Genomic DNA, 15,968 nt, shown 5'->3' on the forward strand with positions numbered 1-15,968 from the left:
CAGCGCAGTGGCCAGGCCTTTTTTTGTCCGCCGCACCCGGTCGCCCGGGCCGGAAAACCGGGGCGCAAGCCTGCCATCTGAGGCGGCCACTCCCACAATCTCCGGGGACACTTAGCTTACGAAGCGGTAATTTCTACCGGATACCTCGAGGCTGTGCAAGCGCCCTTCACCGGGCATCCAGCGTCGCCAGTACCGGCGGCACCTCCCTGGACAGGGTCTGCTTTTCAATCACCCGGTCGCCAGTCAGCGCGAAGCCAAGCAGCGCTCCGCTACTGTCCCGGTATAGTGCACGGACATTGTTGCCCTCCCGCTCAACTTCCCAGGTTCCATCTTCCGTCACCTCCGGAGGCACTACCGCGACCGGACAACAAGGCGTTTTGACCATCACCGGCATGGCCCCCCACTGCACCGGCGCAGGTGCACCAGTGAGGGTGGCAGCCAGGGCCCGGGCGGATGCCATCAACGGCATGACATACATCAGCACATGGCCTTCCACCTCGGCGCAGTCTCCCAGTGCGTAGACATCGGGCGCACTGGTCGCCATCAGCCGATCGGTGACGATACCCTGGTTGACCTTCAGGCCTGCATCCAGTGCCAGACGGGTTCGCGGACGCAGCCCTACGGCTGATACGACGATATCTCCCTGCAGCATAGCACCATCATTGAGGCGCACCTGCACGGAGCCAGTTTCCCCGACAACCTCGTCCGCAGCCACGCCCAGGTGAAAGGTCACACCTTCCGCCTCCAGCGCGGCCTGAACCGCTGATGCAGCGGCCTCAGGCAACAGCCCGGGCATTACCTGTCCGGAAGGGGCGACCACGGTTACGTCATAGCCGCCATTGCGCAGATCATTGGCGTATTCACAGCCAATCAGGCCAGCGCCAAGCACTATGACCCGGCGGTGTCCGCCCAGGTGCCGACGGAACTGGCGGTAATCCTCGAGATCGTTGATGGAACAGACAGCGGGGTTGCTACTGACCGGGTCCGGCAGCCGAATCACATCTGCGCCCCAGGCCAGCACAAGCTGGCGATAACGCAGCCGTTCGCCACCGATCCGTATCTCATGGGCATCAGGGTCAATTCCTGTTACCCGGGTGTGGGTGCGAATTTCCATGGTCAGTTGCTCCGCCATGGCGCCGCAATCGGCCTGTGCCAGCTCGTCCGCCGCCTTGCCCTTGGTGAACCCGGTGGACAGCAGGGGCTTGGAATAACTGGCGCCATCATCCGCCGTGATCATCATCAGAGGCAGGCTGGCATCGCGCTTGCGCAGCTCCCTGGCCAGCGAGTAACCCGCCAGCCCGCTGCCAATAATCACAACCGGCGGCTGATCCGTTCCCATTTCCGTCATGGCCTTTGCTCCCTCAGCCAATCTCGATCATTTCGAAGTCTTCCTTGCCGACGCCGCAGTCGGGGCACTCCCAGTCTTCCGGCACATCTTCCCAGGCGGTACCCGGCGCAATGCCATCCTCCGGCCAGCCTTCAGCTTCGTCATAGATAAAACCACATACCACGCACTGCCACTTTCTCACGCCAGTCCTCCTGAAAAATCTCTGTACTTCCGGATCTCGGTTGTTCTCCCGGAGACACTCGCCGGGAACGATCGTCAGCCCATGATACGCATAGCGGCGATACCCCCAAAGGAATACCTTTGAAGCTGAATGAATCCGTATCGCGTTTGGCATGCAGGACACCGTTAACCGGCCGTACGCTGCCTCTTCCGGTTTTTGCGTACTCTGCGGATACGCGGCAGCTCTCCCTTAAGACCATCATCTTCGCTATACTTGCGCGTTTTACGACAGGACCGACGACTATGACCGACACCGTCGACGAGCTGAACCAGGTGATGGCGGAAGCCGATTGCCTGGTTCCGGAACAGCAGGTCTACCAGGCCATTGATACCATGGCCGAGCAGATCACCACGGCCCTGAAGGACAGTAACCCGCTTCTGTTCTGCGTAATGAACGGCGGCCTGATCCTCACAGGCCAGCTGCTGCCCCGGTTGAGATTCCCGGTACAGGCGGAATACCTGCACGCAACCCGGTATCGCCATGAAACCACCGGTGGCATCCTGGAGTGGAAACTCCGGCCCGAGGCCGACATGAACGGTCGTACGGTGCTGATCGTCGACGACATCCTCGACGAGGGCACCACCCTCAGCGCTATCGCTGATTACTGCCTGGCACAGGGCGCCAGCCAGGTGCTGACAGCGGTGCTGGTCGACAAACAGCACCAGCGCAAGGCACACCCCGGACTGAAGGCCGACTTCACCGGGCTGGAAGTGGAAGACCGCTTCCTGTTCGGCTTCGGCATGGACTACAAGGGATACTGGCGCAACGCCCCGGGCATCTATGCCGTCAAGGGACTCTGATCCGGCACGGGTGCCCGGTTCCCGGGCGTCCATCGTGCCCCCCACCCGCTGGTACGACTCTTTCCGCCAGGCCTGCCTGCAACAGCCCAATCTGCGGGGCAACGGCTCGTTCTGGCTGCAGGCGGAAGGATCGCTCACCCGTCACTTGCAATTGAGGTGCCGGAACCGGTTCCATGTGGAAGTCGTCAATGAAGGCTTCGCTCCCCCCAGCCTGGAAGAAGCACTGACCCTGGACATTCCCCGGCGTCAGCACGCCTGGATTCGCGAGGTCCGCCTCTGTGGCGACGACACCCCCTGGGTCCTGGCTCGCACCATTATCCCGCTGGCCACCCTCGAAGGACGTGGGCGACGCCTGCGACACCTGGGCCGGAAGCCACTGGGCGCCTGGCTTTTCAGTCACCGGGAATGGTCCCGGGGCCCACTGCAGGCCGGGCTTTGCCAGCCCCTCGACGCGGACCAGCCCCGCTACGCACGACGATCCGTATTCGCCAGCGATAACCACAGCCTGCTGGTGGGCGAGTATTTTCTGCCGGCATTGCTGAGCCAACCGCTCTGAGCCGGGTAAATCATCAACCCGGATAGTGCTAAACTCCCGGGGTCTGATCACCCGTCCATGGAGTAGCACATCCGATGACAATGGCCGCCCTTTCCCCGAGCCTGCGCAACCGCCTGGTGGATTATGCCCGCCTGCTGCGGATTGACCGGCCTATTGGCTCCCTGTTACTGCTCTGGCCCACCTGGTGGGCACTCTGGCTGGCGGCTGATGGTGTCATGCCATCCATTGGCAACCTGGTCGTGTTCACCCTGGGTGTATTTTTCATGCGGGCGGCGGGCTGCGCCATCAACGACTTCGCCGACCGCAAGGTGGACCGGCACGTCAAACGCACCAAGGACCGGCCGCTAACGTCCGGGCGCATCCAGCCGAAAGAGGCACTGGGTCTTTTCCTGGCGCTGGTTATGGCTTCCTTCCTGCTGGTGGTGCTGTTTACCAACACGCTCACGTTCTACCTCTCCTTCGGTGGGTTGGTTCTCGCCTTTATCTATCCATTCATGAAGCGTTACACCCACCTGCCCCAACTGTTCCTCGGCGCGGCCTTTTCCTGGGCGATCCCCATGGCCTGGGCGGCCGAAGCGGGTGAACTGAGTCGCCTAACCTGGCTGCTGTTTACCGCCAACGTATTGTGGACTGTCGCCTACGACACCCTCTATGCCATGGTAGACCGGGATGACGACCTGAAAATCGGGGTCAAATCCACCGCCATCCTGTTCGGTGACGCGGACCGGTTGATTATTGGCGGGCTACAGGGCCTGGTGATCATCACCCTGCTGATGGTGGGAGCCCAGGCCGAACTGGGCTTCTTCTGGTACCTGGGGGTCGCCTCCATGGCGGCCTTGTTCGGTTGGCATCAATACCTGGCACGCAACCGCACCCGGGAAGGCTGCTTCGAGGCTTTCCTCAACAATAACTGGGCAGGCTTCGTGGTTTTCGCCGGGCTGGCACTGGACAAATTATTCTGAGCCAGGCCGACGAAACTGGCGCGGCCAGCAACGGATATGTATTTTTCATGTAGTAAGTTAACGATGTCATAAACTTGTAACAGTTCCCCGATGTAATGATGCAGCAACAAACAAAAGGAACACAGGTACAAGCCCGATGTCCAAGACCGTTCTGATCGTTGACGATGAAGCGCCCATCCGCGAGATGATTGCCGTCGCCCTGGAAATGGCCGATTACAATTACCTGGAGGCAGCGGATGCACGGGAAGCCCACACCCTGATCGTGGACCGCCAGCCGGACCTTATCCTGCTGGACTGGATGCTCCCCGGCACCAGCGGCGTGGAACTCGCCCGCCGACTGAAAAAAGACGAAACCACCGCGGAAATTCCCATCATCATGCTCACCGCCAAGGTGGAAGAAGACAACAAGATCCAGGGCCTCGAGGTGGGTGCCGACGACTACATCACCAAGCCCTTCTCGCCGCGGGAACTGGTCGCCCGCCTGAAAGCGGTGCTGCGGCGTACAACCCCGGCAGGCGTCGAGTCCCCCATCGAGGTGGAGGGCCTGACCCTGGACCCGGTAGGTCACCGGGTTACCGGACCTGAAGGTGCCATCAGCATGGGCCCCACGGAGTACCGGTTACTGCAATTTTTCATGACCCACCAGGAGCGCGTCTATACCCGCTCACAACTACTGGACCAGGTCTGGGGCGGCAATGTCTATGTGGAAGAGCGCACCGTTGACGTCCATATCCGACGCTTGCGCAAGGCCCTTGGCGACCAATATGATCACTTGATACAGACTGTACGCGGCACCGGGTACCGATTCTCGACCAAGGCCGCATAAGCCCCGGCATCACACCCCCGGAACAGGTCAGATATCGATGAATTACAAGTGGTCCCGCTACCTGCGGATGATTCTGGTTTTTCTGGCCCTGACCACCGGTGCTGGAGTAGTGTTCGGTTACCCTCTGGAAGGCCTGCTGGCTGGCTTGCTTCTATACCTGGCGTGGACCCTGGTCCAGTCCCGCAAGCTCTATCAGTGGCTGGCCAACCCCGGGGCCGGTGAAGAGGCACCAGAAAGCATCGGGCTCTGGGGCGACATCTTCGATGGCCTGCACAAGCTCCATCGGGGGCACCTGGCTACCCAGGACCGCCTGCTGGCACAATTCAACCGTATCCAGGAATCCACCAATGCCATGCGCGATGGCGTGGTAATGACCGACGCCCGTGGTGTGCTGGAATGGTGGAACGGCTCTGCCGAGTATCTGCTGGGGCTGAAACGACAGACCGACCGCGGCCAGCCCATCCACAACCTGTTGCGAGCGCCAGCGTTCAAGGCGTACTTTGACCAGCGGGACTACCGGGAACCCCTGGAGCTGAACTCGCCGGCACGCCCCCACCTACACTTGCAGATCCAGATCAGCCTGTTCGGCGAGGATGATCGCCTGATCGTGGTCAAAGACGTCACTCGCCTGTTCCAACTCGAGCAGATGCGAAGGGATTTCGTCAGCAACGTATCCCACGAAATGCGCACGCCCCTGACCGTGATCAGCGGCTACCTCGAAACCATGGTAGACAACAGTGACGACCTGCCCGCCCGCTGGCAGAAGGCCCTGCGCACCATGGCACAGCAGTCCAGCCGGATGGAAGCACTGATCACCGACCTGCTGCTGCTGTCCAAGCTGGAAACCGGCGAACACCATGGCGCCGAAGTGGTGGTGAATGTCGAAGCGATGTGCAGGCAGATCTGCCAGGATGCGCGTGCGCTCAGTGGTGAGGCTGGCCACGAGTTCCAGCTGGATATCGCCGAACGGCACTTCCTGAGGGGCGACCAGGATCAGCTACGGAGCGCATTCTCCAACCTGGTTTTCAATGCGGTCAAGTATACGCCGGCGGGCGGGAAAATTTTCGTCAGCTGGTATACCAACCGGGAGGGGGCACACCTGTCGGTAAAGGACACAGGCATAGGGATCGACCCGATACACATCCCCCGCCTGACAGAGCGCTTCTACCGGGCCGATCCCAGCCGACACAAGGAAACCGGCGGCACAGGGCTGGGCCTGGCCATCGTCAAGCATGTACTGCTGAACCACGACGGCAAGCTCGAGATCCTCAGCCGGATTGGCGACGGCAGCGAGTTTATCTGCCACTTCCCCCGGGAGCGCCTGGCAGAACCGGAAACCCTTCCGGCCTCAGCGACGGAAGCCGGCGATAAAGTGTGACAGGTCCTCCAGCTTCTTCGGGTCGTCGTCCACGAAGCGCACCGTCACACTGACAAAGTCCGTGTCCTGGCGCTTGTCCACCGCCTGTAACTGGTGCACGTAGCCATTGAGCCGGGCCATCCGGCCGTCGGCCACCTCCATATCCACCACAGCCGGATCGAGGATACCGGGGAACACCTGGTCACGCTTTGCGATGACCCGGACCTCGGTCAGGGTGATGTCCTTGATCACGCATTTGAGGGTGCTGTCCGCAAAACGTATCGCTGCCACCACCAGTTTGCCGCCCCGTTCCTGGCGACTTTCGGCAGCCGGGGCAGGCGCATCCGGGGCCGGCTTGCGGGTGAGCAGGTCAGCAGATTCCCGGAAGGCATCGGCGCCCGGCGCTGCTGCGCCGCTACCTGCCATGGCATTCTGGAGTGTGCGCCCCATGACCTTGACCACCTTCTTGCTCAGACCCTCCGGGCTGAACGGCTTACCCAGGTATTCCGAGACACCTTCCTGCACCGCCTCAACCACATGGCTCTTGTCGCCACGACTGGTAATCATGATGAAGGGAACCTTGCGGTAATAATCATCGGCCCGCATCCACTGGAGAAGCTCCAGGCCAGACATTTCCGGCATTTCCCAGTCACAAAGGATCAGGTCAAACCGGTTGCGGGACATGAGTGACTGGGCCCTCCGTCCATTCGGTGCCTCGGTCATTTCAATCACCGGGAAACGCTGCCTCAGGGTCCGTTTGACCAGGTCCCGGACGAAGCTGGCGTCATCCACCACCAGTGCCTTGAGTACTGCCATATAAATGCCCCTGCCTGCACCCTTGCCCGGTGCCGGTGGTGCCGGCATGGGCTGTTTATCGTTGTCTCAATCAGGCTACTATAAAGCCTCGTTCACCCGACGGAGAGGATTACGTGGTCAAAACCCTGAACAATCGACAGCGGATGTCGTTTACCCCCAAACCACAACGCCTGCGTCCGAGTCGTACCATCACCCGCCTGGGTCTGGCTACGGCAGGCTTGTTGATCGCCTCGTGGCCACCGCCGAGATATCCGTGGTACCGGAGAAACCGGAGACCTTCGGCCAGTGCCTTCAGGATATAGAACAACGGGCTGTCGCCGAAGGCGTTTCTCCCGAAACCGCCCGCAATGTGCTCGCCAGCGTGGAATTCCTGCCCAGGGTTATCGAACTGGATCGCCGCCAGCCGGAGTTCACCACCACCTTTGCCGACTATCTCGGTCGCAGGGTCAGTGAGACCCGTATAGGAAAGGGCCGCGAGATGCTGGCAGAGCACCGCGAACTGCTCAATCGTGTCAGCGACCAGACCGGCGTGCCACCGGCCTACCTGGTGGCCTTCTGGGGCCTTGAAACCAACTATGGCAGCTATTTCGGAAAAATGCCCGTACCCAGTGCCCTGGCAACCCTGGCCTGCGACGAGCGAAGGGGCAGGTATTTCTCCGGTGAACTGATCTCAGCACTGAAAATCCTCGACGAAGGTGCCATTGAACCTGAACGGATGGAAGGCTCCTGGGCCGGCGCGATGGGCCATGTGCAATTCATGCCTTCCGTTTTCCTGCAACATGCCACCGATGCTGACGACGACGGCCGCCGGGACCTCTGGGGCAGCATACCGGACGCCATGATGTCAGCGGGGCGTTTCCTGCAAAGCATGGGCTGGGATCCGGATTACCGCTGGGGCCGGGAAGTCGTACTGCCAGACAACTTTGATTACGCATTGGCGGGGCAGGGCCGGCGTTCCCTGAGCCAGTGGAACGAACTTGGCGTTACCGATGTTTACGGGCAGCCCCTCGCCGATGAACCCATTGATGCCAAGCTCGTGGTCCCTGCCGGGCACCGGGGGCCGGCCTTCCTGGCCTACGACAATTTCCGGGTGATCATGGGCTGGAACCGATCGGAATACTACGCCATTGCGGTGGGCCACCTCTCTGACCGGATCGCGGGTGCCGGCGCCCTGTCCAATCCGCCCCCCGAAGATGCACCTACCCTGTCCCGGGATGATGTCCTGAAGTTGCAGGCGGCCCTGAACGAGCGAGGCTTCGAGGCCGGCAACCCGGATGGCATCATTGGCCCAAATACCCGTTCAGCGATCCGCCGTTACCAGTCCAGCGTAGGACTGATAGCCGACGGCTTCCCCGGTCCGGAACTGCTGGACAGCCTCGGCGTTACACCTTCGTCATCGTGATTCGGTGAGCGCTGGAGAGTATCGCTATGGACTCAGTTACCCAGGCCGCCCTGGGCGCCTGTATCGGCGGAGCAGTCGCCGGCCGCGCCCTTGGCCGTACCGCCCTGGTTACCGGGGCGGTGCTGGGCACCCTGCCGGACCTGGACGTGGTGATTGATTACGGCACCGCCATCGCCAACTTCACCCAACATCGGGGCTTCAGTCATTCCCTTTTCATACTGGTACCGTTTGCGGTGGGGCTTGCGCTGGTGTTGCACCGGTGGAAGCCACAGCTGTCCCTTGGCCGGTGGCTGGCATTTACCCTGCTGGTCCTGGTCACCCACCCACTACTGGATACGCTGACCACTTACGGAACCCAGCTGTTCTGGCCCATCGGGCCACCCCTGGCCACCAACAGCATTTTTATTATTGACCCGCTCTATACACTGCCATTACTGGTGGCAGTCATGGTCGGACTGGTCAGACCTTCAGCGCCCGGGCCTCAGCAAGCAGCACTGGCCCTGTCGTCCCTGTACCTGGTCTGGGCCTTGAGCGCCCAGACCATGGTGGATCGACATGTGGAGCAGCGGCTGGCACTGGAAGGCCTGGAAGATGCACCCCGAATGGTTCAGCCCATGCCCTTCACCACCTTGCTGTGGCGGGTCACCGTGCTGGCGGGAGATGAACGCCTGGAGATGGTCACCGGACCGCTGGAAACCGACCGCCCCCTGACCATCGAACGTTTCCCGCGCAATACCGCACTGATCCGGCAGCTGGCCGACCTGCCTGAAGGCCAGCGGCTGCTCTGGTTTACCGGTGGTTTTGTGGATGTCACCCTTCGTGAAGGCAGGCTGCAGGCGACGGATATCCGTTTGGGCGTTCCCGGTGCCCATCCGTTTACCTTCGACCTGGCGCGACAGAACGCGGATGGCTCCCTGACACCGTCAGCAAGCCAGCAGCTGCCTCGCCCTGCCATGCGGGAGGACGCCCTGCGGGCGTTCTGGTCACGGCTCAGCGGTGAAGCGGAAGTACTCTGCCTGGCCACATTCCGGGCATTACCCGGCGGGGAGCACTGTTCCTGACATGCGACTGGACGCCTACCTCGCCCGCTGTACCAGCCTGTCCCGCAAGGAAGCACGCCGTGCCGTCGCTGCGGGGCGTGTCAGCGTTGCCGGCCGGCCGGCAACGAAGGCCTCGGAGCCGGTTGCCGATCACACCGCGGTCAGCCTGGATGGTGCATCCCTGACGATACCTGGACACCTCTACCTGATGCTCAACAAGCCCAGCAATGTGCTTAGCGCCACTACCGACGCCAGTCAGCCGGTGGTGACTGACCTGCTGCCGGATGAACTGGCGGCAAAGGTACATCCGGTAGGTCGCCTCGACCGCGATACCACCGGGCTCTTATTGCTGACATCTGACGGCCAGTGGTCCCATCGGATAACGTCCCCCCGGCACCACTGCCCCAAGACCTACCGCGTCACCCTTTCAGAACCGCTCAGTGACCCTGCCCGGCGCCAGCTGGAGAGCGGCGGACTGCAGTTGCGGAACGAGGAACAGGAACTGAGGCCGGCCAGTGTCGTCAACGTCAGCGACCGGGTGATCGACCTCACCATTACCGAAGGCCGCTACCACCAGGTAAAACGCATGCTGGCAGCGGTGGGCAACCACGTGGAAGCCCTGCATCGCCATCGCATCGGTGCCCTGACCCTCGATCCGGCACTGGGCCCGGGAGAGTTCCGGTACCTGGATGATGCCGAGATTGCCAGCCTCTGATGTGACGCTGCCGTAGCCGGCATACCCTGCTAACAGCGCTCGAACCGGCCAGCCCTGAGATTCTTGCGCACTTTGCCCGCTTCAAACACCTCACCGTTCATGGCGATGTATATACCCGGCTCCAGCAAGGTCGCCGCTGCCATGGCAAAGCCGAGATTGAACACCGCATCACTGCGACGCATCCGCGCTGGCTGCATGGCACCAAACAGCACGATGGTCTTGTCCCCTATATCGCTCAGGGCGGCAGCCGTTTCCGCCATGGTATCGGTGCCATGGGTAATGATCACTCTCTCTTCCGGGCAGGCAGCCACGGCAGCGCGGATATCGGCCCGGTCAGCTTCGGTCAGTTCCAGGCTGTCCTTGCGGCATAATTCGGTGATGCGCCAGGCCACCGTCACATTGGCCTCCGACAGCAGTTCCGGCAGCAGGCTTTCGCCGACAGAGAACTCGCTGTTGGCGTCGTGGTAGATCTTGTCGATCGTGCCACCGGTGGTGAAAAGATGGATCATGGGGGTCTCCTGATGGTCGGGAGGCGTCGCCCTGACAACCTCCCCTTGATGCCTGACAAGGACATCATAACCAAAAACCTGCCTGCACCTCCCCCTGACTCAGGTCAACACACCACACCTTCCGGAGGGCTACACTTCGCCCTGACTGAACAAATTTTAGCCTGGACGCCTGCACACCGTGCCTTTGCACCGCGCAGTCGCCTGATGCACCGGAGGCTCCAATGAGTAAACCCTTTGCCGATATTCAGATGCTGGACCAGGTTGCAGCCCGGGAACCCGCATTCGAGCATTGGCGTCAGGGCTATGGTGTTATCCGCCACCTCCCCGACACCCAGCAACAGGTTCTGGACCTCGCCGAGCAACTGGTGGCCGAGGGCCTGCAACCGGATACCGGTTCGGTATACCAGCTACTGGCGGCCCTCGACCGCCTTGCCAGTGCCGGAATGTGGCTGGTCGTCCACATGACCTATGCCGAACGAGTGCGCACCGACGGTGCTCCCCTGCAGACCTGCGAATTCAAGTGTCATCCGGAAGGCCATACCGGCGGTGCCCTCAACATGGTTCCCGGCTATGCCGCCTACATGGCCCTGAACGCCCTGACGGGCGACACCCGGAGTTGGCTGATGGGGCAGGGCCACTGTGTGGCCGCCGTCGATGCACTCAACGTACTGCTGGGCAACCTGAACCCGGAACAGGCCGCCCGTTATGGTGGCGCCGACGGTTTGGATAACCTGGTTGCGGATTTCTACAGCTATCGTCAGCAGGCGGATGGTCGCACCGAAGCCCCGCTTGGCAGCCATGTAAATCCTTATACGGCCGGCGGCATTATCGAGGGTGGCTACCTGGGTTTTGCCGAACTTCAGTATGTGCATATGCCCCTCCCCGGCGAGTCCCTGGTGGCTTTCCTGTCTGACGGCGCTGCCGAGGAGCAGCGAGGCAGTGACTGGGCGCCACGGTGGTGGCGGGCGGAGGACAGCGGTCTGCCGCTACCGGTCATGATCGCTAACGGCCGCCGTATCGAACAACGCACGGAACTGGGCACCCGGGAAGGGCTGGACGGATTTATCACCCATTTAAGCCGCTGCGGCTTTGACCCCATCCGTTTCGATGGCCGTGACCCGGCAGCCTTCGTTTGCACCTTATTCACCATGGAGCGCAGGCTGAAGAAGGCCAGCCGTGAACACAGCAGGGGGCTGCGCCAGTACCCCCTGCCGATACCCTACGGCATCGCCGAAACCGTCAAGGGCTATGGCTTCTACGGCGCGGGCCGCAACGCGGCCCATAACCTGCCGTTACCGGGCAACCCGAGACTGGATGCCCGGGCCCGGGACCTGTTCAATGAGTACGCCAGTGTGCTCCATGTACCCGAGGCAGACCTCCAGGCATCCATCACCCTGTTGTGCAACCACCAGCGCCAGCAACGCCCCCGGGAGAAGGACCACCCACTGGCCGAGCGCAATCCGGGGGCACCGGCCCTGCCGGAACTGCCCTCCCGCAGTGATACCTGCTCGCCCATGCTGGCAGTTGACGATTTCTTCCAGGCCCTGGTGGCAGCCAACCCGCGGCTCCGGCCCCGGGTTGGCAACCCGGACGAGTTGGCCAGCAACAAGCTCAGTGGCGTTCTTCATGCGCTGCGTCACCGGGTGGACGACCCGGAGAATGACACCGAGGCCGTGCACGGAAGTATCATTACCGCGCTGAATGAAGAAGCCGTGGTGTCCGCCTGTCTGGCCAATAAAGGTGGACTTAACCTGGTGGCCAGCTACGAGGCCTTCTGCGTCAAGATGCTGGGAGCAATCCGCCAGGAACTCATCTTCGCCCGTCACCAGAAGGAACTGGAGCGCCCTGCCCGCTGGCTGGGATTCCCCGTCGTTGCCACATCCCATAGCTGGGAGAACGGCAAGAACGAGCAGTCCCACCAGGACACCACATTCTGCGAGGCGCTGCTGGGCGAAATGAATGACATGGTGCGCGTGGTGTTTCCCGCCGACTACAACAGCACACAGGCCTTGTTGCCGGAAATTTACAGCAGCCGGGGCGAGCTTGCCTGCATGGTCGTTCCCAAGCGTGATCGTCCCTGTGTGTTTACTGCGGAAGAAGCTCGCAGCCTGGCCCGCACCGGCGCCCAGGTGGTGGACGAGGACCTTTCCGAAGGTACACCCCTGCTGCTGATCGCTAACGGGGCCTACCAGCTGTCGGAACTGATTCATGCCTGTGAACGGCTACGGGACACCAATACTCCATTCCGGCTGGTCTATGTGCAGGAACCGGGACGTTTCCGCGTGCCACGGGATCGGTTCGAGGCGGCCAGGTGCGCGGCAGAAACCGATCGTGAGCGGTTAATGCCAGGCCACTACCATCACCGGGTCGTACTGACCCATATGCGACCTGAAGTATTCCGGGGCCATGCCAGTACCCTGTGTGGCGACCCGCGCAACAGCCGTGTGCTGGGTTACATCAACCGGGGCGGCACCCTGAACGAAGCCGGCATGTTGTTCGCCAACCAGTGCACCTGGGCCCACGCCCTGTATCAGGGCGCCCGGTTACTGGGGCAGGCCCCGGACCGTTTCCTGACGGACGAGGAAATTGCCGCGGTGGAAGGGCGTGGTTTACCCGAGGTCCTGCTGGCCTGACGCCAGGGGCCACAGGCGCCGGCGGCACCAGGTTTCCAGTTCCAGTGCCAGCAGCACGGTGACCCCTGCCATAAAGGTAAATACCAGCCCCGCCCAATCCATCGCGGTTGAGCCAAACGCCTCATTGAACGGCGGCAGCCAGGTAAACAGTGACTGCAGCACCACCACCGCCACCAGGGCGCCGAGCACCAGGGGCGTACCCACCACCCCACGCAGGGTAATCGACGGTGTGTCAAGGTAACGTACCGCGAACAGGTAGAAGACCTCCATCGCCACCAGGCTGTTCACGGCCATGGTGCGGGCATACTCCAGGTCTCCGGTGCGTTGCATACCCCAGTTCCAGGCCGCAAAGATACCGGCAAGGAACAGCAGCGACACGACCAGCACACGCCACACCACAAAGCCCTCCAGCAGCGACTGGGCCCGGGGGCGCGGTGGCCTGGTCATCACACCGCCCTCCGTGGGCTCAAAGGCCAGGGTCATGGCCAGTACGACCGAGCTGACCATATTGACCCAGAGGATTTGCAATGCAGTGATGGGCAGGGTGAGGCCCAGCAGCAACGCGACAATCAGGCCGACCGATTCCCCCCCGTTGATCGGCAGCAGGAAGGCGATCCCCTTACGCAGGTTGTCATACACGGTACGCCCTTCCCGCACGGCGGCGGCAATACTGGCGAAGTTGTCATCGAGCAACACCACCGACGCAGCCTCACGGGCGGCCTCGGATCCCTTCACCCCCATGGCGATCCCCACATCCGCCCGTTTCAGAGCCGGCGCGTCATTGACCCCGTCACCGGTCATCGCCACGACTCCCTGACCTGTCTGCAGTGCCCTGACCAATCGTAATTTGTGCTCAGGACTGGTACGGGCAAACACGTCCACTTCGGCCGCCAGTTTCACCAGGTCTTCATCACTGACCCGGTCCAGGTCGGCACCCGTGAGCACCCGGTCCGGGGCCCTGAGCCCAAGTCGCGTCGCAATGGCGCCAGCGGTTCGGGCATGGTCACCGGTGATCATCTTCACCCGGATGCCCGCCCGGTGGCATTCTTCAATTGCGGTGATGGCTTCCGATCTTGGCGGGTCCATGAACCCGGCCACGCCGAGCAACTGCAGCCCCTCCCGAACATCGTCTATCGAAACGGAGGTGGTGCCGGCAGCTACCGGCAGGCGGGCAAAGGCCAGCACCCTCAGACCTTCCGCCGCCATGGCATCGATGCGCCTCTGCCAACCGTCAGCATCCAGTTCCACCGTGCCACCGTCAGGCGCCAAGTCCCCTGAGCACATGGCCAGGACCTGCTCCGGGGCACCTTTGAGATAGACCATGGCGTGACCGTGGTGGTCGTGGTTCAGGGTGGCCATGAACCGGTAATCCGCATCGAATGGGATCTCGTCCTTGCGGGGCCACTGGCGGTCGACGTCGGCAAGGTCATTGTCCACCTTCAGCGCAAGTACTTTCAGGGCACCCTCCATGGGGTCCCCGGCCACCCTGACGGGCTTTTCCTGCAGCCGCAGGTGAGCGTCATTACACAGGGCCCCGGCACGGGCGAGTTCCTCAAGCGCCGGAGACACCGGTTGACCTTCGGCTCCGGTGACCCCGCCATCAGGACTGTAACCGGTCCCGGTAACCTCGAAACGCTCGCCCCCCGCCATCACGGCGGTCACGGTCATCTCGTTGCGGGTCAGGGTGCCGGTCTTGTCGGAACAGATTACCGATACCGCCCCCAGGGTCTCGATCACCGGCATGCGCCTGACCACTGCCTTGCGGTTGGCCATGCGGCGTACCCCGATGGCCAGGGTAATGGTGAGTATCGCCGGCAACCCTTCAGGAATGGCTGCGACAGTAAGGCCCACCACGGCCATGAACAGTTCGTCTGTCGCCAGGCCACTGAACCAGGTGCCGGCGAGGAAAATCAACACACCGGCCACGATAATCAAACCGGAAAGGTACCGGGCAAAGCGGTCGATCTGCGACAACAGGGGAGTCTTCAGGGTTTCGGTCTGCCCCAGCAGGCCAGAGATACGGCCAATTTCTGTATGAGGACCGGTTCGAACCACCACGCCACGGCCCGTACCGATGGTAACCATGGTGCCGGCAAAGGCCATGCTGCGCTGATCACCCAGGGCCGCGTCCGGTGACTCGCCGGCCACCGCCTTGTCCACGGCCATGGATTCACCGGTCAGTATGGCCTCGTCGACCTGCAGGCCGTGGACCTGCTCCAGGCGCACATCAGCCGGCACCCGGTCCCCGGGCTCAAGCAGCAGGGTGTCGCCCGGAACCAGTTCCTCGGCAGGGATAGTATGTCGACCATCTTTACGCAGCACCGTAGCCTGCGGCGCCAGCATGTGCCGAATGGCCGCCAGCGCCTGCTCAGCTTTACCCTCCTGAAGGAAGCCCACCAGGGTCTGGATCACCACCACCGCCAGGATCACCACGGTGTCCATCCAGTGACCCAGCAGGGCAGTGATGAGGGCAGCCACCACCAGTACGTGGATCAGGAAGTTTTTCAGCTGGCGCCCGAGCCGGGCCAGGGGTCCGTGGCGCACTGGCTCCGGCAATCGGTTGGGGCCATGTTCCTGAGTGCGACGACTCACCTCAGCCGCGCCCAGGGGCTGGCCTGCGTCAAGGCGGGATCGCACCTCCGCTACGCTCAGGCTGTGCCAGGCCGTTTGTTCACTTGAGGCATCCGTCTTCGGGGAAACCGGGGGCATGAGGTGAACTCCATTGTCGCCAACCCGGCCAAGTCCGGGGGACGCAGATCCTATTGCAACCGGGAAGCGGTGCGA

Annotated in this window: 14 protein-coding genes; 9 read left to right on the plus strand and 5 right to left on the minus strand. The window is 62.2% G+C overall.

The genetic code is table 11. The annotated features are described in order from the left end of the window. Nucleotides 1–166: 166 nt before the first annotated feature. Nucleotides 167–1,348, minus strand: coding sequence for an NAD(P)/FAD-dependent oxidoreductase (locus LJ360_RS17590; protein ID WP_320108776.1), 1,182 nt, complete (start codon nucleotides 1,346–1,348; stop codon nucleotides 167–169). Between the two features lie 13 nt (nucleotides 1,349–1,361). Continuing rightward, a complete protein-coding gene (locus tag LJ360_RS17595) occupies nucleotides 1,362–1,529 on the minus strand; it encodes a rubredoxin (protein ID WP_091853242.1) in 168 nt (55 codons plus the stop codon). A 281-nt stretch (nucleotides 1,530–1,810) separates the two neighbouring features. Here LJ360_RS17595 and LJ360_RS17600 point away from each other — a divergent pair, with 281 nt between their 5' ends. The 5 genes from LJ360_RS17600 (at nucleotide 1,811) to phoR (ending at nucleotide 6,090) form a co-directional block, all read left to right on the plus strand. Next, complete coding sequence (locus LJ360_RS17600) at nucleotides 1,811–2,368, plus strand: hypoxanthine-guanine phosphoribosyltransferase (protein WP_264994577.1); 558 nt, start codon at nucleotides 1,811–1,813, stop codon at nucleotides 2,366–2,368. Beyond that, the gene (locus LJ360_RS17605) at nucleotides 2,349–2,924 is read left to right on the plus strand and encodes a chorismate--pyruvate lyase family protein (RefSeq protein WP_264994578.1); all 576 of its coding nucleotides are present in this window, start codon (nucleotides 2,349–2,351) and stop codon (nucleotides 2,922–2,924) included. Before LJ360_RS17600 ends, LJ360_RS17605 begins: the two co-directional genes overlap by 20 nt. Nucleotides 2,925–2,998: 74 nt before the next feature. Further along, nucleotides 2,999–3,886: a 4-hydroxybenzoate octaprenyltransferase gene (gene ubiA / locus LJ360_RS17610; RefSeq protein ID WP_264994579.1), complete on the plus strand. Its 888-nt coding sequence runs from the start codon at nucleotides 2,999–3,001 to the stop codon at nucleotides 3,884–3,886. 136 nt (nucleotides 3,887–4,022) lie between these two features. Next, complete coding sequence (gene phoB / locus LJ360_RS17615; RefSeq protein ID WP_264994580.1) at nucleotides 4,023–4,712, plus strand: phosphate regulon transcriptional regulator PhoB; 690 nt, start codon at nucleotides 4,023–4,025, stop codon at nucleotides 4,710–4,712. Nucleotides 4,713–4,749: 37 nt separating this feature from the next. Further along, nucleotides 4,750–6,090: a phosphate regulon sensor histidine kinase PhoR gene (phoR, locus tag LJ360_RS17620; RefSeq protein WP_264994581.1), complete on the plus strand. Its 1,341-nt coding sequence runs from the start codon at nucleotides 4,750–4,752 to the stop codon at nucleotides 6,088–6,090. Here the strand turns inward: phoR and LJ360_RS17625 are convergent. Further along, on the minus strand, nucleotides 6,061–6,885 hold the full coding sequence (locus LJ360_RS17625; RefSeq protein WP_264994582.1) for a response regulator: 825 nt from the start codon (nucleotides 6,883–6,885) through the stop codon (nucleotides 6,061–6,063). The genes phoR and LJ360_RS17625 overlap by 30 nt on opposite strands. 247 nt (nucleotides 6,886–7,132) lie before the next feature. Here LJ360_RS17625 and LJ360_RS17630 point away from each other — a divergent pair, with 247 nt between their 5' ends. Genes LJ360_RS17630 through LJ360_RS17640 form a run of 3 tightly spaced genes read left to right on the plus strand, consistent with a single transcriptional unit; the run spans nucleotide 7,133 to nucleotide 10,042 of the window. Next, nucleotides 7,133–8,287, plus strand: a complete 1,155-nt coding sequence (locus LJ360_RS17630) for a lytic murein transglycosylase (RefSeq protein WP_413774437.1) — start codon at nucleotides 7,133–7,135, stop codon at nucleotides 8,285–8,287. A 26-nt stretch (nucleotides 8,288–8,313) separates the two neighbouring features. Further along, complete coding sequence (locus LJ360_RS17635; protein WP_264994584.1) at nucleotides 8,314–9,348, plus strand: metal-dependent hydrolase; 1,035 nt, start codon at nucleotides 8,314–8,316, stop codon at nucleotides 9,346–9,348. Between the two features lies 1 nt (nucleotide 9,349). Continuing rightward, nucleotides 9,350–10,042 carry a pseudouridine synthase gene (locus tag LJ360_RS17640; RefSeq protein WP_264994585.1) on the plus strand — a complete coding sequence of 231 codons (693 nt, stop codon included), beginning with the start codon at nucleotides 9,350–9,352 and terminating at the stop codon, nucleotides 10,040–10,042. Between the two features lie 29 nt (nucleotides 10,043–10,071). Here the strand turns inward: LJ360_RS17640 and LJ360_RS17645 are convergent, their stop codons facing one another. Further along, nucleotides 10,072–10,551 (minus strand): asparaginase, encoded by a 480-nt coding sequence (locus LJ360_RS17645; protein WP_264994586.1) that lies wholly within the window; start codon nucleotides 10,549–10,551, stop codon nucleotides 10,072–10,074. A gap of 221 nt (nucleotides 10,552–10,772) precedes the next feature. On the opposite strand from LJ360_RS17645, the gene LJ360_RS17650 reads away from it, so the two are divergent. Then, nucleotides 10,773–13,184, plus strand: a complete 2,412-nt coding sequence (locus tag LJ360_RS17650; RefSeq protein WP_264994587.1) for a xylulose 5-phosphate 3-epimerase — start codon at nucleotides 10,773–10,775, stop codon at nucleotides 13,182–13,184. Here the strand turns inward: LJ360_RS17650 and LJ360_RS17655 are convergent. Then, nucleotides 13,161–15,893, minus strand: coding sequence for a cation-translocating P-type ATPase (locus tag LJ360_RS17655; protein ID WP_264994588.1), 2,733 nt, complete (start codon nucleotides 15,891–15,893; stop codon nucleotides 13,161–13,163). The genes LJ360_RS17650 and LJ360_RS17655 overlap by 24 nt on opposite strands. Nucleotides 15,894–15,968 lie beyond the last annotated feature (75 nt).

Origin of the sequence: Marinobacter sp. AN1 (genome assembly GCF_026013985.1) — a bacterium.
Classification (GTDB): domain Bacteria; phylum Pseudomonadota; class Gammaproteobacteria; order Pseudomonadales; family Oleiphilaceae; genus Marinobacter; species Marinobacter segnicrescens.